The organism is Mesobacillus sp., assembly GCF_057785455.1.
The window spans coordinates 20,243-40,643 of the sequence record NZ_JBYNSB010000031.1 but is presented as its reverse complement, the minus strand read 5'-3'; the positions used below and the strand labels follow the sequence as shown (position 1 = coordinate 40,643).

General features: G+C 44.2%; 18 protein-coding genes. 15 read left to right on the top strand and 3 right to left on the bottom strand.

Annotated elements, in window-relative coordinates:
* Positions 1-155 precede the first annotated feature (155 nt).
* Complete coding sequence (gene recQ, locus AC3EBE_RS12175; protein ID WP_488595301.1) at positions 156-2,288, top strand: DNA helicase RecQ; 2,133 nt, start codon at positions 156-158, stop codon at positions 2,286-2,288.
* A gap of 42 nt (positions 2,289-2,330) precedes the next feature.
* On the opposite strand, the gene AC3EBE_RS12170 is transcribed toward recQ, so the two are convergent.
* Positions 2,331-2,675: a DoxX family protein gene (locus AC3EBE_RS12170; RefSeq protein ID WP_488595300.1), complete on the bottom strand. Its 345-nt coding sequence runs from the start codon at positions 2,673-2,675 to the stop codon at positions 2,331-2,333.
* A gap of 87 nt (positions 2,676-2,762) precedes the next feature.
* On the opposite strand from AC3EBE_RS12170, the gene AC3EBE_RS12165 reads away from it, so the two are divergent.
* The 12 genes from AC3EBE_RS12165 to AC3EBE_RS12110 all read left to right on the top strand — a co-directional run bounded on the left by AC3EBE_RS12165 (position 2,763) and on the right by AC3EBE_RS12110 (position 16,389).
* The gene (locus AC3EBE_RS12165) at positions 2,763-3,017 is read left to right on the top strand and encodes a hypothetical protein (RefSeq protein ID WP_488595299.1); all 255 of its coding nucleotides are present in this window, start codon (positions 2,763-2,765) and stop codon (positions 3,015-3,017) included.
* Between the two features lie 13 nt (positions 3,018-3,030).
* A complete protein-coding gene (locus tag AC3EBE_RS12160) occupies positions 3,031-3,453 on the top strand; it encodes a hypothetical protein (protein ID WP_488595298.1) in 423 nt (140 codons plus the stop codon).
* A gap of 78 nt (positions 3,454-3,531) precedes the next feature.
* Positions 3,532-4,884 (top strand): TrkH family potassium uptake protein, encoded by a 1,353-nt coding sequence (locus AC3EBE_RS12155; RefSeq protein WP_488595297.1) that lies wholly within the window; start codon positions 3,532-3,534, stop codon positions 4,882-4,884.
* Positions 4,885-4,980: 96 nt separating this feature from the next.
* The gene (locus AC3EBE_RS12150) at positions 4,981-5,481 is read left to right on the top strand and encodes a BsuPI-related putative proteinase inhibitor (protein WP_488595296.1); all 501 of its coding nucleotides are present in this window, start codon (positions 4,981-4,983) and stop codon (positions 5,479-5,481) included.
* Positions 5,482-5,583: 102 nt separating this feature from the next.
* Positions 5,584-5,928, top strand: coding sequence for a DUF3221 domain-containing protein (locus AC3EBE_RS12145; RefSeq protein ID WP_488595295.1), 345 nt, complete (start codon positions 5,584-5,586; stop codon positions 5,926-5,928).
* A gap of 69 nt (positions 5,929-5,997) precedes the next feature.
* Positions 5,998-7,368, top strand: a complete 1,371-nt coding sequence (rlmD, locus tag AC3EBE_RS12140) for a 23S rRNA (uracil(1939)-C(5))-methyltransferase RlmD (RefSeq protein ID WP_488595294.1) — start codon at positions 5,998-6,000, stop codon at positions 7,366-7,368.
* A gap of 110 nt (positions 7,369-7,478) precedes the next feature.
* Entirely contained in the window at positions 7,479-8,138 is a 660-nt protein-coding gene (locus AC3EBE_RS12135) for a DUF429 domain-containing protein (RefSeq protein ID WP_488595293.1), read from the top strand.
* Between the two features lie 123 nt (positions 8,139-8,261).
* The gene (mutM, locus tag AC3EBE_RS12130) at positions 8,262-9,065 is read left to right on the top strand and encodes a bifunctional DNA-formamidopyrimidine glycosylase/DNA-(apurinic or apyrimidinic site) lyase (RefSeq protein ID WP_488595292.1); all 804 of its coding nucleotides are present in this window, start codon (positions 8,262-8,264) and stop codon (positions 9,063-9,065) included.
* 219 nt (positions 9,066-9,284) lie between these two features.
* Positions 9,285-10,046 (top strand): Nif3-like dinuclear metal center hexameric protein, encoded by a 762-nt coding sequence (locus AC3EBE_RS12125; RefSeq protein WP_488595291.1) that lies wholly within the window; start codon positions 9,285-9,287, stop codon positions 10,044-10,046.
* 511 nt (positions 10,047-10,557) lie between these two features.
* Complete coding sequence (locus AC3EBE_RS12120; protein WP_488595290.1) at positions 10,558-14,349, top strand: DEAD/DEAH box helicase; 3,792 nt, start codon at positions 10,558-10,560, stop codon at positions 14,347-14,349.
* Positions 14,342-15,076, top strand: a complete 735-nt coding sequence (locus tag AC3EBE_RS12115) for a hypothetical protein (protein WP_488595289.1) — start codon at positions 14,342-14,344, stop codon at positions 15,074-15,076. The genes AC3EBE_RS12120 and AC3EBE_RS12115 overlap by 8 nt, the downstream gene beginning before the upstream one ends.
* Positions 15,077-15,414: 338 nt before the next feature.
* Positions 15,415-16,389, top strand: coding sequence for a tRNA dihydrouridine synthase (locus AC3EBE_RS12110; protein WP_488595288.1), 975 nt, complete (start codon positions 15,415-15,417; stop codon positions 16,387-16,389).
* Positions 16,390-16,540: 151 nt separating this feature from the next.
* Here AC3EBE_RS12110 and AC3EBE_RS12105 read toward each other — a convergent pair whose 3' ends face one another.
* Complete coding sequence (locus tag AC3EBE_RS12105) at positions 16,541-17,110, bottom strand: DUF6143 family protein (RefSeq protein WP_488595287.1); 570 nt, start codon at positions 17,108-17,110, stop codon at positions 16,541-16,543.
* Positions 17,103-17,645 (bottom strand): DUF6143 family protein, encoded by a 543-nt coding sequence (locus AC3EBE_RS12100; RefSeq protein ID WP_488595286.1) that lies wholly within the window; start codon positions 17,643-17,645, stop codon positions 17,103-17,105. The genes AC3EBE_RS12105 and AC3EBE_RS12100 overlap by 8 nt, the downstream gene beginning before the upstream one ends.
* Positions 17,646-17,888: 243 nt before the next feature.
* Here AC3EBE_RS12100 and AC3EBE_RS12095 point away from each other — a divergent pair, with 243 nt between their 5' ends.
* On the top strand, positions 17,889-18,338 hold the full coding sequence (locus AC3EBE_RS12095; RefSeq protein WP_488595285.1) for a VOC family protein: 450 nt from the start codon (positions 17,889-17,891) through the stop codon (positions 18,336-18,338).
* Between the two features lie 374 nt (positions 18,339-18,712).
* On the top strand, positions 18,713-20,386 hold the full coding sequence (locus AC3EBE_RS12090) for a M4 family metallopeptidase (protein WP_488595284.1): 1,674 nt from the start codon (positions 18,713-18,715) through the stop codon (positions 20,384-20,386).
* The last annotated feature ends 15 nt before the right edge of the window (positions 20,387-20,401 follow it).

Below are 20,401 nucleotides of genomic sequence, written 5' to 3'. Positions count from 1 at the left end.
CCATGCTCCCATTTCACGATTAAAAAAGAAGCAAAGGGTACGTCCCCGTGCTTCCTCTTTCTTTTCTTGGGCTCTATTCCCGAATCTGTTACAATAGTATTGTTACTCCTCTTAAAATTCCTCAAATTTTTCTCATTGAAAGGAGCCCGCCTATCTTGCTTCAAAAAGCCCTTGAGTTATTGCAAAATCATTTTGGTTATTCGTCGTTTCGTCATGGCCAGGAACAGGCGATCAGTTCTGTCCTGGAAGGAAAAAACACTGTTTGTGTGATGCCTACTGGTGGTGGCAAGTCGATTGTTTATCAGATTCCTGCGCTGGTGCTGCCGGGTACGACGATTGTTATTTCGCCGCTCATCTCCCTGATGAAGGACCAGGTGGATACGCTGGTCCAGCATGGGATTCCGGCGACGTATATCAACAGCTCGCTGTCTGCCGGGGAAGCGGCGGCCCGCATGGATGATGCGCGCCGTGGAAAGTACAAGCTGCTGTACATTGCGCCTGAGCGTCTTGGTTCATGGGAGTTCATGGATGATCTGCAGGACATGGACATCCCGCTGATTGCTGTCGATGAAGCGCACTGTATTTCCCAGTGGGGCCATGATTTCCGCCCGAGCTATCTGCACATCTCGAGTCTTGCTGACCGGCTGCCGAGGCAGCCAATCGTGCTCGCGTTAACAGCGACGGCTACACCAAAGGTCCGGGAGGATATCTGCGCATCGCTAAAAATAAACCCTGAGAACACAGTGATTACAGGGTTTGAGCGGACAAACCTAAGCTTTTCTGTCATTAAAGGCCAGGACCGCCAGGCTTTTATGAAGGAATTTGTAAAAAAGAACGAAAAGGAAGCTGGGATCATCTACACAGCGACCCGGAAGAATGTTGACCAGCTTTATGAATGGCTGAAAAAAGAAGGTGTAAACGCAGCCCGCTATCATGCCGGCATGAATGATGAGGACCGGAACAGCGAGCAGGAACGATTTTTACAGGATGAAGCAACGGTCATGGTCGCGACCTCGGCATTCGGTATGGGTATCGATAAAAGCAATATCCGCTATGTCATCCATTTTCAGCTGCCGAAGAATATGGAGAGCTATTATCAGGAGGCGGGCCGTGCCGGCCGTGATGGTTTGGACAGTGAATGTATCGTCCTGTACTCCTCGCAGGATGTCCAGGTGCAGCGCTTCCTGATCGACCAGTCTGCCGATCGCGAGCGAATTGCCCCTGAGCTTGAAAAACTGCAGCAGATGGTTGGCTATTGCCATACCGAAGAGTGTCTGCAATCCTATATCCTTCACTATTTTGGCGAGACCGAAACGACCCCGTGCGGCCGCTGCGGCAACTGTACCGATGCCCGCGAAACGCAGGATGTCACGAAGGACGCGCAGATGGTGCTGTCATGCATCATCCGGATGGGCCAGAAATTCGGCAAGGCGATGACCGCCAATGTCCTGACTGGCTCGAAAAATAAAAAGGTCCTCGAGTTCCGCCTGGACAAACTGCCTACCTATGGGCTGATGAAGGACAGAAGCACAAAGCATGTGAATGACCTGATCGAATTCCTGATTTCCCAGGAGCTGATTGGCGTCGAGCATGGTTCGTTCCCAACGATTTTTGTACCGGCGAAGGGGAAGGATGTTCTTTTAGGCAAAACGAAGGTTTTCCGGAAAGAGGCTGTCCAAATTAAGCAGGTGGCAAATGATGATCCATTGTTCGAGGAGCTGCGGGCCCTGAGGAAGGCGGTGGCGGAAACGGAAAAGGTGCCGCCATTTGTGATTTTCTCCGATTCCGCTTTGAAGGACATGTGCCTGAAGCTGCCATTAACAGAAGCTGAGTTCCTGAATGTCAATGGTGTCGGTGAACATAAGCTGACGAAGTACGGAGCACCTTTTATCGAGAAAATCATCGAGTTTTGCGAGGAGCATCCGGAAAGGCAGCCAGTGCTGAATGCTGCTGCCGAGCCGCCAAAGCCTGCGAGGAAGAAAACCGTAGGCGACTCCCATCTGGAAACGTACAAGCTTCATCAGGAGGGGCTTAAGGTCGGAGAGATTGCGGCCAAACGAGAGCTCGCAGAAAGCACGATCGAAAACCATCTGACTCTTTGCATCCAGCAGAAAATGGACGTCGATTACTCGCTGCTGATTCCTGCCGAGTACCTAGGAGATCTCGAAAAAGCAGTCGCAGAAGCCGGCCGCGACAAACTTAAGCCGATTAAGGAACTCTTACCCGATGAAATCAGTTATTTTATGATAAAAGCGTTCTTATATATGTCGAAGCAAAAAGTGAAATAAACAAGAAAGACGGAACTGCCAAGGTTCCGTCTTTCTTTTTCACTAATATACAAGGAAAAATAACACATAAGCACATAGGCCAAAAACGCCGATGGGCATCGTCTCTTTGAATCCATCCTTCACACGAAGATGGGTCAGCACGCCTCCGATGCAAATAATTCCAAGCATCAGCGCTCCAGCTGCGGCATAATCAGTTTGCCAGAAACCTAAGATCAGTAACACCGAACATAGCAGTTCCACAATCCCTGTCACGATACGAAACCCCTGAGGAAGTCTCCAACGGTCAAAATTCTCCCGATGCATCTTCAACCCAAGCACCTTGCCCGTTCCGGCCGCGATAAAAATAAAAGCCAGTATGCCTTTTAACACCATTGAAGCAATCAGCATCCCCATACTTCCTTACATGATATTTATTCATCTTCACCTAGAAGATGATGGTAAAATGGAGAGGAGAAATTTGTGCGGGGGATGAAAATGGAGTTTTTAACACTATTGGCAATTGCCTTGCTTTTGGAGTTTGTCATCGAACCAATGTTTAAAATAAGAGAAAAAATGCTGGATAAATTCGGCAGTGTGAAGACTTTCATTATTGCCTTTCTGGTAACAGCCATAATTTATGTGTCCCTTGTGACATTTTATCCCGATTCATTTGAGACGAAGCTGCTTCCTTTTATTCTGCTGCTATTGATGCTGCACTTTATCCCAATCGGTTTTAGAAAAAATAGATAGAGGAGTATAAGGGATGCATCCTATAACGATTATTGAAATTATGATGGCGGTCGGAGTGATTCTTGGACTCTTAATTTTAGTGTTCATCTTTCCGAAAAAATACCGCAGGATTGGCCTCTGCATCGTTTTACTGGTCGCGCTCGCTGAACTCGTCTTTTTCGCTGTTCGGCCATTCTGGATTGATTATCATGTAGCAATCAAGACCGAGCAATTAGATGAATATCTTGAAACGAAGTACCCGGGGGAGGAATGGGAAATCAGCAGGAGAATAGGCCGCCAGTATGGACCGTACCAATTGGAAGTACGATTTGAAAACGAACCAGGCTGGGTCTATTTATATTCAATTAATGAGGATAAAATCAAGCAGGTATCAGTCGGGGTGCCAGACAGCGAATATTATGAAGCTGGGAAGCATTTCGAAGATTATGGGGAATAAGAGATCCTTATCAGTTGTTTAGCGATTGTGTCTTTTGTGAAATAATAAAATATCTGTTGCCATCATAAGGAGATCTGTATGTCTTTTCTAAAAAAAATTAAAAAGCTTGGCATGATCAAATTATATCCTGCACATATTCTTATCTTGGGATTCATGACTTTAATCATCATAGGAACAGCACTATTCATGATTCCCGCTGCCACTAGGGACAGGCATCATTTAAGCCTGATTGATGCGTTATTTGAGGCAACCTCTGCAGTCTGTGTTACCGGACTCGCGGTCGTCGATACAGGAACCACTTTTACGCTGTTTGGCCAGATTGTCCTTTTGGCCTTGATCCAGGTCGGCGGCTGGGGCTTCATGACAAGCGGAGTTTTAATGTTCATTGCCATGGGGAAGAAGATTGGCTTTAGGCAAAGGATGCTGCTACAGGAGTCGATGAACACTTTTTCGCTAAAAGGAATCATCCTGCTGCTTAGGCGCGTTATTGTGATCACCCTGACTGTTGAAGCAGTAGGAGCCACTATTTTGGCAATCCGCTGGTCGCAGGATATGAGTGTTGGAAAGGCAATCTACTATGGGATTTTTCATTCGATTTCGGCTTTTAACAATGCGGGATTTGGGCTGGAGCCAGACAGCCTGATGAAATGGGTCGGTGACCCTGCCGTGAATCTGGTTATTACAGGTTTGTTCATTATTGGCGGAATCGGCTTTTTCGTGATTGCCGACTTATTGGAAAAGAAAAAGTTCACCAGGGTCACGCTCCACACGAAAATCGTTGTCACGTTCACCCTGCTGCTAAATGTAGTAAGCACACTGCTGATTTTCGCCCTGGAATTCAATAATCCTGAAACACTTGGGAGCCTGGGTACGGCCGATAAATGGTGGGCTGCCTATTTTCAGGGAGTTGTTACTCGTACCGCCGGCTTCAATACGCTTGATACCAGCCAGATGACGTTAAGCTCGCTTGTCTTGATGATGGGCCTGATGTTCATCGGTGCCGCGCCAGGTTCGACAGGTGGCGGGATAAAGGTGACGACATTTGCTGTATTGATTCTGACGCTGGGAGCAGTCATTTCCAATAAGGAAGAAATCAATCTATTCCGCAGGAGAATCCCGAGTTCATTGGTATTCAGGTCTTTGGCAATCGCTGTTTCGGGTATGATTTTTATCTTTTTGATTTTCTTTTTGCTGACGATTACCGAAAAGGGAGCCGAGATGCATCTGATTGCTTTTGAAACTGTTTCAGCCTTTGGGACGGTCGGGATGAGCGCGGGTCTGACGGCGGACCTTAGCCATTGGGGCAAAATCCTGATCACGATCTTGATGTTCATCGGCCGTGTAGGCCCGCTCACGATGGCATTCGCATTGGCCATTCATACGAAAAAAGCAAATCTGCGTTACGCCGAGGAAAAAATTCTTATTGGGTAGGGCACTTTAAGGCCCATAAATCCTCCATGGGTGTAACTTTTTCCTCATTTTCTATGACAAATAGAATGAAGGATCTTTTTATATGGAGGAATAGCGATGAAAAAGCTATGGATGATATTACTGCTCGGATTACTGATTTCAGGATGCGGGACGGAAAAAGAAGTATCGAAGGCTGAACCTGCAGGTGGGACGGAAAACAAGGTACCAAAGGATGTGCCTGTAAATGGAACGGACAAAGGAGGGCAAGGAATCGTGGCAGGAGAAATGATGGCAGCCGTGACACAGCAAAGCCCGCTGGTTTTCAGTTACGAAGTGAAAAATCAGACAGAACAAGAAGTCACGCTTAAATTTACAAGCTCTCAAAGATATGATTATTCAGTTAAAAATAAAGACGGCGAAGAAATCTTCCTGTTTTCAAGCACAGCCGCATTCTTACAGGCTCTAGGTGAAGTGACGATCAAACAAGGAGAAACATTGGCCTATACCATCGACCTGAACAACCTTTCACTGGAAAAAGGCGACTACACAATCACAATCTGGATGACCCCAACCGGAGGACCAAAATACAAAGCACAACAAAAATTCACCGTAGAATAAGAAGCACGGGGACGTGCTTCTTTTTAATGGGCTTTTTTAGGCTGAATGGACGGTAACTTTTTTTACCAGGAAATCGTCGAATGGAAAAAGGGGGAAATAGAGATGAAAGCGATGCAGTTCTTTTTTCTGCTGTTGATAGCGATTTCGGTCATCGTGATCGGCTGTACAGGCAAGCTGGAGGCATCTGATGCCAAAGAGGGGTTTATTTTAGAGAAAAAAGAGGGTCGAATGCTGGTGGTTGAGGATATCAGCCGGGAAAGATATGAAGAACTCAAAGATGTTTCCAGTGAAGCGCTGATTGACCAGGGTGGGCTTGATTTGATCTGGGTGAGCTATGACAAGGCGGATCAGTTCAAAAAGGGCGGCCATATCGTATTCTGGCTGGACGGTCCTGTAGCCGAAAGCTATCCCGAGCAGGGGCGGGCCAAGAAAGTGGAAGCCAGATAAGCTTTTCGCAATCCGCCCTTTGTTATGATAAAATCTGACTTAGCTAATTCACAGCAAAGGACGGAAAACATGAGCAAAACAATACCGGTTACAAAGAACGATTTTATAGATGTAGTATTTGAGGATTTGACGCATGACGGTGCGGGCGTGGCCAAGGTCGATGGCTACCCGATTTTTGTACCGGGCGGCCTTCCCGGCGAAAAAGCGAGCGTAAAAGTCATCAAGGTGAACAAAGGATATGGTTTTGGACGCTTAATGGAGATTTTGGAGAGAAGCAGCTTCCGCGTGGAGTGCCCTGCTGAGGATGCCCATAAGTACGGCGGCTGCCAGCTGCAGCATATCAGTTATGAGGGGCAGCTGAAGTATAAGGAGAATCAGGTGAAGCAGGTGCTGACGCGCATCGGCAAGCTTGAGGATGTGAAGGTGCATCCAATTTTGGGGATGGAGAATCCCTGGCATTACCGGAACAAGGCGCAGGTGCCGGTTGGGGAGAAGGACGGCAGGCTGATCGCAGGCTTCTTCAAGCCGCGCAGCCATGAAATCGTTGATACGAACGAGAGTCTTTTGCACCTGCATGAAATAAATGAAGCCGTTCAGGCGGTAAAAGAAATCGCCAGTGAGCTCGGAATTCAGGCGTACAATGAGGAGTCGCACAAAGGAGTGCTTCGCCACATCATGGCCCGCTACGGCAGGCAGACCGGCGAGCTGATGGTCGTCGTTGTGACGAGAACGAATGAGATCCCTCATAAGAACAAGCTTGTGGAGGAAATTATCGCAAGGCTGCCAAAGGTAAAATCGATCGTGCATAATGTGAATTCGAAGAAAACAAATGTAATCATGGGCGATAAAACAGAGGTCCTCTGGGGCAGCGAGGTCATTTATGATTATATCGGCGATATCAAGTTCGCGATATCCGCGCGTTCCTTTTACCAGGTAAACCCTGAGCAAACGAAGGTGCTTTATGACAAGGCTCTTGAGTACGCCGAGCTGACAGGCGAGGAATCCGTCATCGACGCGTACTGCGGCATCGGCACGATCTCCTTATTTTTAGCGCAAAAAGCGAAGAAGGTATTCGGGGTTGAAATCGTACCGGAAGCGATTGAAGATGCAAAAAGAAACGCTGAGCTTAACGAAATCTCAAATGCAGAATTTGCAGTCGGTGAAGCTGAAAAAGTAATTCCTGCTTGGTATTCGGAAGGGAACAGTGCCGATGTGTTAGTAGTCGATCCGCCGCGAAAAGGCTGTGACGAAGCATTGCTGCAGACGATTATCGATATGAAACCTAAGAAGGTTGTGTATGTGTCCTGTAATCCTGCTACTCTTGCGAGGGATTTGCGGATCCTTGAGGATGGCGGGTATAAGACGGTTGAAGTGCAGCCTGTTGATATGTTTCCGCAGACTACGCACTGTGAAGCAGTTGCGAAGATTGTACTTGCATAAAATTTGAGAGCCTTATCCTTTGATGGATAAGGCTTTTTAATCAAGTTTAATCATATGAACAAAGTCTGCTGGATTAGCTGAGACAGTATTATGACGAAAGAGGGTTTTATATGAGAGTGATCGGAATTGATTTATCTGGACCTAAAAATCACAAGGATACTGTTCTCGCTATTTTTGAACAAAAGGGAACACACCTGCAATTGGTTAAGTGGGCAAATAATTTAAGTGATCAGGACATATTGAGCGAGGTCTTTTTGCAAAGTCAGCTAGATGAGGTAGTGATCGGCATTGATGCACCGTTATCCTATGAAGACGGTGGAGGAGATAGAGAAGGTGACCGGGAACTTAGAAAGTTTATTGTGAATTTAGGAATGAGAGCCGGGTCAATCATGCCGCCAACCTTAAATAGAATGGTGTACTTAACATTAAGAGGAATAAAACTTAGCAGAGAAATAGGAAATTTAAATTCCCTGCATCCAATTTCTATGGTGGAAGTCCATCCAGGAGCAGTAATTGGATCAAGACTATCCAGAGAAGATATTAAATATGCATTGGATTACAAACAAGAACAATCAGCTAGAAGTTTTATTCGCAATTGGCTTACGGAGCAAAAACTCACACTAATACCTATTGAAATTGAAGCAGAGAGCCATTCGATCGATGCATGTGCAGCTGCATTAGGTGCATGGCACTGGAAGTCTCCTTCGTATAAGCCAAAATGGATATTCCCGGCTTGCCCGCCGCTGCACCCTTATGACTATTGCTGTTAGGACGAATTCTTAATGAAGGAATTCGTTTCTTTGCGGCTTTGGACTCCTGATTACCAGCCATTTATAATAACCCGCCAGTAGGAAATACTGTATAAAACAAATGGTTAAATGGAGGACAGAATCATGCCTGAATTGCCAGAGATGGAAACATACAGAACATTACTGGGGTCACTGATCGGTGGGCAGAGAATTACAGAAGTTGAGATTGGGCGGGAAAAGTCCATTAACGTACCGGTTGACACTTTTGCTATGCAAGTTTCAAATCAAGCGATAAAAACGATTTCTAGAAGGGCTAAATATTTAATTTTTCAACTGCAGGATGGAAAGTGTTTACTTTTACACCTGATGCTTGGAGGATGGATGTTTTTTGGCAAAGAGGAAGATAAGCCAAACAGGACAATTCAAGTAAAGCTATCCTTTGGAGAACAACATTTATATTTCATTGGACTGCGGTTGGGCTACCTGCATCTTTTGTCACCTGAAGAGGTCGAGAAAGAGTTTGAAAAACTGGGACCTGAAGTGCTTGATCCTGCTTTTACATTGGATGCCTTTCATCAACTCATGCAAAAAAGAAAAGGAACGATCAAAACAACATTAATCAATCAAGAAGTGCTGGCTGGAATAGGGAATGGGTATTCCGATGAGATTCTTTGGCACTCACAGATTCGACCGGATAAAAAAATCACTGATCTTGATGATCAACAATTGTCACGGCTATATCATTCTATTCAGTTCATTCTTAAAAGAGGAATCGAACAAGGTGGGTATATGGAAAACCCGCTATATAAAGGAGATGCCAAAACAGGAGGCTATCAATTTTATGTTTATGACAGAGAAGGTGAAGCATGTTCGCGTTGCCATGCTTCCATTGTAAAAAGCGAAATTTCTTCAAGGAAGACTTTCTTTTGTCCTAATTGCCAGCAGTGAATGACAGTTTTTATGTTCCCTCGGACTAATCGTTCGGGGGATTTTTTGCCTTCTGGGATTAGCTTTTAGGCAGAGATAAGTAATTCTCAGTTTTTGTTCAACCGAATAGTATAATATGGATAATAACATTGTTTAAGAAAGAACGATGCAGGAATTTTAGATTGAAGTAATCGGGTAAAAAAAATTGGGCAACACATTAAGAAATTGAGGAGGAAGTATATGGAGGTTGCGCAAATTGTTGAACGAATAAATGACCTTTTTAATATAGCCAATAAGGAAATCTTTTTAAGTGAATCTGGGATTACATACAATGCAGATAAAAAAGTTAAAAAGGTAGGCTACTGTGTGAACCTAACGCTTGAAACGATAGAGGAAGCAAGAAATCGTGGAGTTGATCTGATGATGACACACCACGATGCATGGGATGAAATATATGGATTAAAAGAGACATGCATAGAAAAACTAACGGAATACGGTATAAGTCACTACTATAATCACTTGCCGCTTGATGACTGTAACTTTGGAACAAATGATAGTTTTTTAAAAAGGTTGGATTTAGAAATTGTCAAAAGGACCCACGAATGGGAAGGGTTATATTTTGGCAGAGTCGCAGAATATGCTGAGGAAATTGAGCTTGATGAATTAGTGGGGAATATTGAAAATCTGCTTGAAGAACCAGTTAGATTCTGGCGGTTTAATGATAGAAAGGTGAAAACAGTGGGCTTAGTCTGTGGTAATGGAGCGCCAACAGCTTGCCTTAAGGAAGCAATTCAAAATAAGTGTGATGTATATATTACAGGAGAATGTAACTTGTATACGATTCAATATGCTCAGTTTAAAGGGATCAATCTTATCATTGGAAGTCATACTTTCACAGAATTCTTTGGAATTGAAAGTTTAGCTTTGAAACTGAATGAGGATATAAAAGAACTTGAAATAGTGGCACTAAATGAAGTGCATTATGAAACGAATATAAAATAAGACATAATAATAGAGATGTTAAAGCTGAATTGTGATTTTTAAACCTGTTGATTGTAGTGGAAGGTGCGAAGACTCCTTCGGGATGAAGCGGGCAGGTGAGACCCCACAGGAGCAAAGCGACGAGGAGGCTCACCGCACGCCCCGAGGAAAGCGAAGCGCCTGGAACGAAAATCAACAGCCTCGTTTAACAGAGCCAAAAGTTAAAATATAGACTTCAATGACTCCATTTGGGATGTGGAAGGCAAGTAGATTTATAGGCGGGCAAACCACTATCATCTCCCCATTAAAACACACTATGAAGCTGTTGCGAAAACTATACTTGCATAAATATTGGAGCTTTATCCTTTGAGGATAAGGCTCTTTATATCCAATCCCACACCAAAAATTGGGCAATGAACCTGCCCTTCGATCTCTAAACATTATGTTATAATAACCTAATTAAAAAACTGTAGATATTTATAGATTAAGAGCCCATTTCAAAACTTTTTTTGTTAAAAAAGCAGGTGGATATATGGAAAATGCTCAAAATAAGGCATATCGTTGTCCGATCGTTTTGACCAATAAGGCGAAGAGTAAAATGCGAGAGGCTGGGTTGGATGAGCGATCGTTTTTTTTATTGGAGAAATCGTTTCATGTTTATATAGAAAAGTATCCGCAATCGGCAGAGGGTCTTAATTCCGCTGCCTTGTTTTTTGACATTGAAAGAAATGAAAGACTGGCAGAGGTATATGGCAGGTTTGTTGTCGTTTTACATTGTTTGGTAAAAGAGGATGGGTTTGTTGCGACAAATGTAACGACGAGACCCGCACATATCCCATTGCCGTCTAATTGGCGCCTTCCAGCAGATCTTACTTTTGACTTGAATGTTAAAGGTAGTGGGCCAATACCGTTTGGTTTACTGAACTTAATTCATAACATGCCGATTGCCCAGGAAAGTTCTATGTATGTGAAAAAGCGTATTGCGAGTTGGGAAGGCTACCTGAAAATTCAGGAGCAGTCCGCAGATATTCCTGATATAACATCCCGCTATTCCACGCTTATATTCAATGATGATTTCAGTCGGGTAAAAATAACAGGCTGTGAGCTGAATGAAAAGGATTGGAAGTCGCTCAAGGATATGAGCGTCAAGCTAAAGGGGATTGAGCAGGAGATTGGCAAAGTTCTGAAAGCGAATCGGTCGGCTTCCACGGTTGAGGTGGAGATACACAGTTATATGGAAGCTCAGGCCCGAAGGCAGCGGCTTGATGTACCTTCTAAGGAAGTCATCTTTAGCAATTTTGCAACCTTAAGCCAGCTGAAAAGACTTCGGCAAGGGTTTAAGCAATTGGAAAACGGTTTGGCCGCGAATCCTGAACTGGAACGCCTTTTATTTGAAAATAAGCCGCCGGTCAAAGAGGTCAAAAAACAGGCGAAGCTGCAATTTCACAATCGATTGAACGAGTTCCAGCAGGCAGCTGTCACGGGCGCTATGTCTGCTGAAGACTTATACGTCATCCAAGGGCCTCCAGGAACAGGAAAAACAACCGTTATTTCTGAAATCTGCCTGCAAAATGCGAAGGCGGGGCTGCGAACTCTAGTTGCGTCGCAGTCGAATTTAGCGGTCGACAATGCCCTCGGCCGATTGCTTGCAACTAAGGATATCCGAATCCTCAGAGTGGGGCGGACGGAAAGCATAGAAGAAGAAGGCAAAAAGTTCATCGAGGAAAATGTCGGACAGTATTGGAAAGACCATACGCTGCAGGAAGTCTCCAGCCAAATCGAAGTTCGAAACCAGCGGGAAACGGAAATAGAATTGGAATGGACCGCGAATGAACAGGCACAAGAGAGGCTTCAGCAACAGTGTGCACAATTGGAAGTTGAAATTGAGGCAAAGAAGAAAACGCAGCAGCAGTATAATGAAGTTCGGTCTTTAATTGAAAAGCATAAAAAGAACATTCATGAGGTTGAACAAGAGGGGCAAACAATTCAGCAGCTTATACAGAAAACCGAACAGTCCCTGCGTTTGATAAATGAAACCATTGCTAAAGACGAAGCTTTTTTGGCCGAAGAGCCTGATTGTGACTTGATTCAAAAAGAGTTGGAAGCCAACCAAGTAGAGATTGTACGGCTGCAAGACAGTGTAGCCCTTCAGGTGCTAGAAGACGAAATAAAGGAACTGAAACAAACGGCAGACAAGATTTCTGCTGAGTCTGAGACATGGAAAGAGGCCATGCTTCAGAAGGAAGCTATATCAGAAAGAATAAATGCCGCCAAAAAGTTTAACAGTTTAAAGTGGATCATTCTGGAACAAAATCTGACGCGCTCTCTGCAAGTGCAGTCATTAATCGCAAAGCTCGATCAACTTAGCGATAGAATCAGTCAGCTGGGTAAATTAAAGGAATTTAATGAAAAGTTAAATTCTGCGATTTCCTATCTTGAGCAGCTTTTGGGGGAGGAGAAGTACGGTAAGCTTCAGGAACAAGCGGGAAAAATGCCTCCCGTTGTTACGACAGCACTCGAAATTGACCAGTTTTTAGAGAAACTGAGAAGTGAGTTAAAAGAAAAATCAACCATTCATCATTACAGGATTGAAACCTATCTTAAGGCCCTTTATGGCCGGAGACATTTCATCTGGCAAAAAGCGAACCAGCTAAAATTGAATGATACAGATAAAAAGTTGGCACAAGAAGCGCTTCACCATTTGAAACAGGAACTGATCGGCCAGCTCCAGCCTATTCTCGATGAAAACAAGATGATGCAGCAAAAGTATCAAAGAGAGATGGACGAACAGACCGCCAAGCTTAATGTCCTGCAAAACAAACATGCACAAAAAATAGTCTCAGCAGTAATAATTCCAAATGCAAATGAATTGCTTCATGAAAAAGAAGCCAAAGCGTTTGAACTGCAAACAAAGATAGAGCAATATGGACAAGCCAGGCTCCGGGTAAAAATGAATCGTCAAAAACAGGAACAAGAATTTCTCCAGCTGCAGAAAGCAAAGCAGAAACAAACAGAAATCGGAGTCAGGCTTGAAAATCTCATCTGTATAATTAAAGAAAAAGAAGCTGAACAAATGCCGCTAAAGGAAATCATTTCTTTAGAACCCGAAAAGGAGCATGAAGAGGTATTAAAGAAGCTGGCTAGCGTTTCTTTTACCCGGGAGTCGTTGAAACAGGAAAAGCAGAGAATACCGCTGTTCCAGGATGTCCAGGGAATGTGGAAGTCATTGCTGGAAGAAGCAAATGACCATGACCTGAATGAAATTCGAAAGCTTTATGTGAAGCATGCAAATGTAATTGGAACAACATGTGTGGCCTCCGCCCGCAAAGACTTCATTGAAAACTACCCAATGTTTGACGTTGTCATAATTGACGAAGTATCAAAAGCAACACCGCCGGAGCTCCTTTTGCCGATGCTGAAAGGGAAAAAAATCATTCTGGTCGGCGACCATCATCAACTGCCGCCTCTTTTGGGGAACGATACACTGGAGGAAACGCTGCAGGAAATGGCGGAAGAAAGTGAAGACTTTGAAGGAAAAGCTGAACTTAAAAAGCTATTAAATGAGTCGCTGTTTGAACGGTTGTTTAAAAACTTGCCGAAAAACAATAAAACGATGCTTGCCATTCAATATCGGATGCATGAAAACATTATGGAAACGATAACGCCATTTTATTTGCAAGAAAACGAAGTGCTCCAATGTGGTTTAATTGACTCCGACCTGGATCGTGACCACAAGCTGGAATCACTGCACATCCAGCGGAACAATCATCTCCTTTGGCTTGATATGCCAAACGAGCCTATATTTTTCGAAGAAAGAATGAAAGGCGGAAAAAGCCTGTACAATCCTGCTGAATTGAAAAGAATTGGCGAATTGCTGAAGGAACTTGATGATGCAAGTGCGGAGGCAAAGAGATCTGGAAGAATGGATACCAATGAGAAAAAAAGTATTGGAGTTATAAGTTTTTACGGAGAACAAGTGAAAAGAATCGACCGCATGCTTCAACAGGAGCTGCATTTGCCCCACTTAACGATCCGCACAGGGACAGTGGACAGATTCCAAGGCATGGAGATGGATGTAATTCTGTTAAGTATGGTGCGTAATCACGATAATAAGCAGGATGATATCGGGTTTGCCAAAGACTATCGCAGGCTGAATGTAGCATTGTCGAGAGCAAGAGAGCTGCTTGTGATGGTGGGCAGCACGAAGATGTTCACCGAGCGGACGAAACATAGGGATGCCAGAAAAATGTATACTCACGTTTTTGAAACTGTCAAAAAGCACAATGGATTGCGAACCCTTGAAGAGGTGGGTATGAATGGATAAATTAAAAAAGCAGCTACATGCGAATTTACTTAAAAATCCAGCTGTCCAAATCAGGAAAGAGGTTATCTGGCAATTCCCGGTGACGATTTATACTGTGGCGTTTAATCGTGTAAAACGGTATAAAATGGACATTCTCATGAAAATGATGCTGCTCACTTTTGAAAAGGCCCAAATCCATCGTGCAGCCAATTTATCTCAACTGCTGCTGGTCGAGGAGCTGTTCATTGAAGATTTACTGAAGAAAATGCAGCGCACGGGTTTGATCACACTGGAAAAAGGAAGGTACAGGCTGACATCGAGAGGGCGCGAGCAGTTGAATACAGGGATTATGGAAGAGGAGCTGCCAGAAGAGTCGACAATGCTTTCATACAGCCCAATTCACGATGAGGTTTGGTCAGAGATGGCCGAGCCTTTGCCTGAAATTGACGAAGGACTGCCATATTACCGGTATGGAAGTCATCAGAACATCTTAGAGAAGGACCGTATTCTGCAAGTGCTGGCGGAGAGCGAAAATGGCGAGGAGGAAGGTGGCTTTCAAACAGTAGTGTCAGCTGTAAATAGCTTAGATCAGCTGAAAGTTGAGCACATCCCATGCCTCGAATTTCAACTCTACGATAAAGAACAGGACAAATTCTATGCGCGAGTCTGGAATACCTGTCTCCAACGCTGGGACGAAACGTTCGAAAAACAGATAGAAGAGAAAGAACGTCTGTTATGGCGGGAATAAGTTGAACGTTCTTGTGTTTCTATTTAAAACTAATAGAGGTGAACGGAAAGCAATGGGACGTATCTGGGATATGTCTCTTTGCTCCAGTCAATTCACTGTTCTTCCATTGTCTTTATTAGCTAAGCGTTTTTAACGCAGTCAATGGAATGCTATTTGAAGGTTAGTAGAGGATATATTGACTATACAAAGACTGTGAAGTTAAAATTACCATTCCCATCCGTTTGATAAAAAGTACCTAAGCATGGTATAAGTGTAAAAGAAGCAGGGACATTCTGCTTTTTAATTTTGGGATAAGGGGTTGGCTTGATATCCCTTAATGAGAGGAATTGAATTGCAAGATGAAAGAAAATTTCTGGCGTGATTTACCACGGCCATTTTTTATACTGGCACCAATGGAAGAAGTGACGGATGTTGTTTTCCGCCATGTAGTGAGCGAGGCAGCACGACCTGATGTGTTTTTTACCGAGTTTACAAACAGTGAGAGTTATTGCCACCCGGACGGGATCAAAAGTGTGCGGGGGCGTTTGACTTTTACCGAGGATGAACAGCCAATTGTCGCCCATATCTGGGGGGACAGGCCTGAAAACTTCCGGCAAATGAGTATTGGGATGGCGGAAATGGGTTTTAAGGGTCTGGATATCAATATGGGCTGTCCTGTCCCTAATGTGACGCAGAACGGGAAGGGAAGCGGCCTGATCCGCCGTCCTGAAGTGGCAGCGGAATTAATCCAAGCGGCAAAAGCAGGCGGGTTGCCAGTAAGTGTCAAGACAAGGCTTGGTTTCTCGGAAGTGGACGAATGGAAGGCCTGGCTAAAGCACATTTTGGAACAGGACATTGCGAATCTTTCCATTCATCTGCGCACGAGGGATGAAATGAGCAAGGTACCAGCGCATTGGGAGCTGATCCCGGAGATTAAGAAGCTGCGTGACGAGATCGCACCTGATACACTTTTGACGATCAATGGGGATATTCCTGACCGACAAACTGGCCTGGAGCTCGTGGAAAAATATGGCGTCGATGGAGTTATGATTGGGCGTGGAATTTTCCATAATCCATTTGCCTTTGAAAAAGAGAAGAAAGAACACAGCAGTGAAGAATTGCTGGATCTCTTAAGACTTCATATGGAGCTTCATGATAAGTATGCGCATTTAGAGCTGCGCCCGTTCACGGCTCTCCATCGCTTTTTCAAGATCTATGTAAAAGGATTCCAGGGAGCTGCTGGATTAAGAAGTGAATTGATGAACACCAAAACAACAGATGAAGTGCGTGAATTGCTTGAGCAGTTTTCCTCTAAGAATTTTGATACAGATTGAAGCATGGGGACGTACCTCATGCTTCTTTTGCTTTATGTGAAACGTTCACTGTATGAAGCAAAGGGACGTATCCAAGCTTCAGTTATGAGTTGTTTTCTCGATTGCCTGGTGAATGAAGGACAATAGGAGCAGAGGGTACGTCCCCGTGCTCCTATGCTTTTTCTTCCCACCAGCCAAAGGCGACTCTTGCATATAATTGTCTTTTTCCCGGGGACAAAAAGAATAAGGAAAAGGAGCTTCCCGGGGGGATGATGAACATTCCTTGAAAATCATGTTTTGTAAGGGTTGTGATCGGCTCAACTCTTCTTACAAAGGCATTTGTCCCAATGCTTGGATTTCCTGAAATGAAGCTGCCGCTTTTGATATTAACCTTGGGCATTGGCGGCGGATCAATGGCTTGGTTTCCAGCAGCGAAATTGTTTGATATTTTTCCGTTTCCAGGAAGGATGCTGCTGATCCAGGCTTCCGTGGTTAGTGGCTCATTGGAATAGTTGCTAATGGTGTAGGCGTTCAAAAATATATTCACATTGGAGTCCGCCGGGTTGACCAGTCCGCCCCATCCGTTGTAGCCACCACCGAAGGTTATAAGATCCGTTTGACCGAGAAAGTACTCACCGAGATAAGAGTGATAAACATTTTCGGGCAATACAGTGACCTCATTAAGCTGTTTTTCGATATCCTTTGACTCAAAGTTCATGTCTGTCTTCTCATGATCATGCATTCGCCGCTTCCTCCCACCATGTCAAAACGATTGTCCCTGAAATGTATTGATATCCCGGCGGCCGCAGAAGTATGGAGAAGGAGTCGCCGGGACCAATTATAATGGAGCCATTGTGTGAATCGCTTACAAGGGTGGAATTTTGGTTAACAATTCTATCAAATATATTCACACCTTTGGTCATGGGCTCAGCAGAATAGCCAGCAAATTTCATGACTGCTTTTGGAAGTGGAGAAGGTGTAATCGCCTGATTTGTTGGCGTTACATGGGACGAGACTTCTGCTTTTCTTGGAGGGTTGGCGTTTAACCAGATTTCACTGATGAAATTTTGATTTGAAAAGTTTGTTATCGTAAAAATATCGATATAGACATTCACTCCAGAATCAACTGGATTGACGATTCCGCCCCAGGCGTAATATCCGCCGCCGAAATTCAGTAAACCGGTTTTGCCGATAAAGTACTTTCCGCGTCTTGAATTCAAGGCTGGGCTGGTTACATTCACCACTTCAAATGGCTGTTTATCCATTTCATTTGGCATACCATAACTCCTAACTGTGTAATTTTCATAACCTATAGTATGAAAAAATGTGGGCAGGAGTTCAGGTTGATTTTGGCGGGGAAGCACGGGGACGTATCTCGTGCTTCCGTTTTTTAGAAGCGCAGGGTACGTCCCCGTGCTTCCTACATCTAAAGTTGTAGAGAATCTCAATCTTATTATTCAATACAGTTTCTTCGGGGTTGGATATGATAGGTTCATAAGATTTAGTGGGGAGTGGACCATATGATGCCAGGGACTTTGTACGAAACTCATATTTATACAACAAACTTAGAAGTTTCAGTGGAATTTTATAAAAATTTAGGTTTGGATTTAGCCCGTGTTATCCCAGAGAGAAAAGTTGCTTTCTTTTGGTTTGATAGAAACAATAAGAAAGATCAGATGCTGGGAATTTGGGAGCTGCCTGAAGATAAGATGAGAAAAAGTCATTTTGCATTCAAAGTAAATTATGATGAAATAAGAAATTCAGTTCAGTGGTTAAAAGACAGAGGGCTTGAAGCAGTTTCTGCATTTGGGCATGAAGGGAAAGAACCAGTCGTTTTAAGCTGGATGCCAGCCGCCAGCTTATATTTCCACGATCCCGATGGCAATGAATTAGAATTTATTCACATCTTGGAAGAAGAAAAACAGACAGATAAAGACATTCTATATCTATCAGAATGGGAAAATCTATAAACTCAAAGGAAGCATGGGGACGGAAGCATGGGGACGTATCTCATGCTTCCTTTTTTTGTGGCAAGAGGATGGTTGAAGCATGGAGACGGATCCATTGCTTCCTGCTATGAAACTATAAGCCAATCTACCTGAGTGGACGAAGGAAAATAGAAGCAGAGGGTACGTCCCCTTGCTACCAGCTATTAGTTGTAATCCGAAATGCCTGAAGGAATGAGGGAAAATAGAAGCACAAGGAGCGTCCCCGTGTTCTCTAAATTAGGCTTTTCTGTCCACATCATTAATTTATTCAAATAATTCCAATTATTCATGAAGTTTCGCCTCTAGAAATATATAATAAATCCTATCAAGTGGAAATTGATGGGAGGAATGGGAGTATGAAGAAGAATTTTGTTTTACCTGTAGTTTTGTCGTCGGCAATGTTGGTAGGTTCTATTCCGGTTAGCAGTGTGTTCGCACAGCCTGTTGATTCAAGTGTGGCTGCTGGTGGACAAGCTTCCAAGGAGTGGAATGAGAAGGCGAGTGTTCCTTTGTTCGTGAAGGAGCGGTTTGCAGAAAAATTCTCTTCTAGCACAGCTGCTGAAGCATTAAATTACCTAAAGAAGAACCAAGACAAGACTGGTATTCTTCATCCTGATAAAAACCTCAAGGTGAAGAGCACTCAAAAAGATAAGCTGGGCATGACTCATGTTCGCTTCAATCAATCCGTGAATGGCGTAAATGTTGAAGGTGCCGAGGTTGTTGTTCATTTTAACAAGAATAATGAGGTCGTCTCCGTCAATGGAAGAACCAATCAGACAATTGCGGAGGGTTCAGTTGACACCAATGCTTCATTAAGCAGTGAAGATGCTTTAGACGCAGCACTGGCATCTGTCAATGCACCAGAAGAGCTGACATACGATCCTACTTCGGAGCTTGTTGTTCTTCCTTTTGAGGGTAAAAATTTCACAGCTTATAAAGTGAATGTCAACTTCATGGGAGATGAGCCTGGCAATTGGTTCGTTTTTGTGGATGCAAAAACGGGAGAGGTGATCGACAAGTACAATGGCTTGATGCATGCTGATGAGCAAACGCAAAACGGAGCTGGGAAAGGTGTCCATGGCGAACACAGGCAGCTGCATATTACGCAGGTAAAAGATGCGAATGCTGGTACCAAGTTTGCATTAGCCGATTACTCCCATAAGGACCTTGGAGGAATCGTTACGTACGATGCTAAAAATGATAACACATCCAGTAACGACACTGTTTATGTTGGGAATTCAGCCGCATTCATCAGCGACTATGATCGCGCGGCTGTCGATGCCCATTATAATTCCGAAAAGGTATATGACTATTATCTAAATGAACATGGCCGTAATTCCCTTGATGGAGAAGGGATGGCGATCATTTCAAAAGTTCATTATGGCAACAATTACAACAATGCTTCCTGGAATGGCCGCTGGATGACATATGGTGATGGGGATGGAAAGTTCATGATTTCGCTATCAGCAGGCCTTGATGTCGCGGCCCACGAAATGACTCATGGTGTCATCTCCCATTCAGCAAACCTGGTATACCGCAATCAATCTGGAGCGCTGAATGAATCGTTCGCCGACGTCTTTGGCGCACTCGTTGACGACAGCGATTGGGAAATGGGCGAGGATATCATGGCTCCGGAGGCTAAAGCAGCAGGTTCAACTGTCTTGCGCAGCCTGAGCAATCCAAACGGCGTCATCGTCTCAAATGAGCAAAGAAGGGCGTACAGCACAAATGGCGGAGTCTACCCGGATCATATGGACGAGTTTTATCACATGCCAACCTCCGTTGATGGCGGGGGAGTCCATGTTAACTCATCAATCACGAACCATGCTGCGTACCTGATTGGCGAAGAACTTGGCAGGCAAAAGCTCGGGCAGATTTACTATCGCGCCCTGACAGTATACTTAACGGCCAATTCAGACTTCAGTGACGCTCGCAAGGCCATTGTCCAGTCCGCAACCGATCTCTATGGCGAAGGCAGTGCAGAAGAAGCCGCAGCAAATGCCGCGTTTGACGCAGTCGGAATCTATTAATTCACTCAATTGGCC

Bases quoted from the DNA above. Each gene is read 5' to 3' on its own strand.
- AC3EBE_RS12170 (WP_488595300.1), bottom strand. From the start codon at position 2,675: ATGCTGATTGCTTCAATGGTGTTAAAAGGCATACTGGCTTTTATTTTT.
- AC3EBE_RS12165 (WP_488595299.1), top strand. From the start codon at position 2,763: ATGGAGTTTTTAACACTATTGGCAATTGCCTTGCTTTTGGAGTTTGTC.
- AC3EBE_RS12160 (WP_488595298.1), top strand. From the start codon at position 3,031: ATGCATCCTATAACGATTATTGAAATTATGATGGCGGTCGGAGTGATT.
- AC3EBE_RS12155 (WP_488595297.1), top strand. From the start codon at position 3,532: ATGTCTTTTCTAAAAAAAATTAAAAAGCTTGGCATGATCAAATTATAT.
- AC3EBE_RS12150 (WP_488595296.1), top strand. From the start codon at position 4,981: ATGAAAAAGCTATGGATGATATTACTGCTCGGATTACTGATTTCAGGA.
- AC3EBE_RS12145 (WP_488595295.1), top strand. From the start codon at position 5,584: ATGAAAGCGATGCAGTTCTTTTTTCTGCTGTTGATAGCGATTTCGGTC.
- rlmD (WP_488595294.1), top strand. From the start codon at position 5,998: ATGAGCAAAACAATACCGGTTACAAAGAACGATTTTATAGATGTAGTA.
- AC3EBE_RS12135 (WP_488595293.1), top strand. From the start codon at position 7,479: ATGAGAGTGATCGGAATTGATTTATCTGGACCTAAAAATCACAAGGAT.
- mutM (WP_488595292.1), top strand. From the start codon at position 8,262: ATGCCTGAATTGCCAGAGATGGAAACATACAGAACATTACTGGGGTCA.
- AC3EBE_RS12125 (WP_488595291.1), top strand. From the start codon at position 9,285: ATGGAGGTTGCGCAAATTGTTGAACGAATAAATGACCTTTTTAATATA.
- AC3EBE_RS12120 (WP_488595290.1), top strand. From the start codon at position 10,558: ATGGAAAATGCTCAAAATAAGGCATATCGTTGTCCGATCGTTTTGACC.
- AC3EBE_RS12115 (WP_488595289.1), top strand. From the start codon at position 14,342: ATGGATAAATTAAAAAAGCAGCTACATGCGAATTTACTTAAAAATCCA.
- AC3EBE_RS12110 (WP_488595288.1), top strand. From the start codon at position 15,415: ATGAAAGAAAATTTCTGGCGTGATTTACCACGGCCATTTTTTATACTG.
- AC3EBE_RS12105 (WP_488595287.1), bottom strand. From the start codon at position 17,110: ATGCATGATCATGAGAAGACAGACATGAACTTTGAGTCAAAGGATATC.
- AC3EBE_RS12100 (WP_488595286.1), bottom strand. From the start codon at position 17,645: ATGCCAAATGAAATGGATAAACAGCCATTTGAAGTGGTGAATGTAACC.
- AC3EBE_RS12095 (WP_488595285.1), top strand. From the start codon at position 17,889: ATGATGCCAGGGACTTTGTACGAAACTCATATTTATACAACAAACTTA.
- AC3EBE_RS12090 (WP_488595284.1), top strand. From the start codon at position 18,713: ATGAAGAAGAATTTTGTTTTACCTGTAGTTTTGTCGTCGGCAATGTTG.